This window comes from Enterobacter cloacae complex sp. P12RS (genome assembly GCF_014895875.1).
Classification (GTDB): Bacteria; Pseudomonadota; Gammaproteobacteria; order Enterobacterales; family Enterobacteriaceae; genus Enterobacter; species Enterobacter bugandensis.
Map to the genome: position 1 here is coordinate 1 of NZ_JADBQO010000131.1, position 888 is coordinate 888.

Here is an 888-nt window from a genome sequence, read left to right on the forward strand (position 1 = left end):
TCTCTCGAAATATTGCTGGTAAACAAGAGGTTAGCAATGATAGCAAAATGAAATTCCAACTAGTAGCAAGAGTTTGAGAAACTGAATATATGCCGACATCATGATCACCATACAAACATGATATTACAAGTAAATTCAACCTCGGATAGATTGATGCAATAACAGAAGGAATAACGAGAATACTACCCGCATAACTCAGGTGAAAAAATCTTTTTCTTAATACTTTGTATTTTATTGACACTTTACTTTTATACTCCCTCCGGAATATAAATAACTTCAAAAAGTAAGGGGTGGCGCTTATAATTATAAGAGGCAATCCAAAAAAGATAACCGGAGCTTTATATTTAACCATTAATGCTCTGACTACTAAACCGAAAATAAGTCCGGTTACGTTTGCAATAGCATTCATTCTAGAGTTCAGTAATGACTCATTAAGGCTGGTATATGTATCAATTGTGTAAAAGTAATATGCCAAACATATTGACAGCACTAACACCATACCTGTTAAATCCATTTGCACATTTAAAATCATGATGCAAGCACATGCAAAAAATATAAATACCGCACTCCTCAATATGAATACAGGCAACATTAATTGAATGCCGCCCAGTAAATTTGTGGTTATTCTTTTATAGAAAATACTATCGCTACCAAAAACCGCGGCAACTTGGATAATTTGAAAAATCGCAGTTGCGATTGCTATTTGCCCAATTACTACAGGCCCCAAGTATTTAGCTACTAAAGCGTTTATAAAGAAAAGACCAATTACGCCTATTGATTTTTCTGTAATCATCCAAATGATATTTTTTTGAGTTTTAGTTAACACCTATCCAACCTCTTTTAAATATTTATTTCTCTTCATCATCTTTATATAGTAAATCTATGAAT

1 protein-coding gene is annotated in these 888 nt (G+C 32.8%); it reads right to left on the reverse strand.

Annotation, left to right across the window (positions count from 1 at the left end; translation table 11 throughout):
- Positions 1 to 826, reverse strand: an 826-nt coding sequence (locus tag IM284_RS23250) for an oligosaccharide flippase family protein (protein WP_370552129.1), incomplete at its 3' end; no start/stop codon positions are given.
- Positions 827 to 888 lie beyond the last annotated feature (62 nt).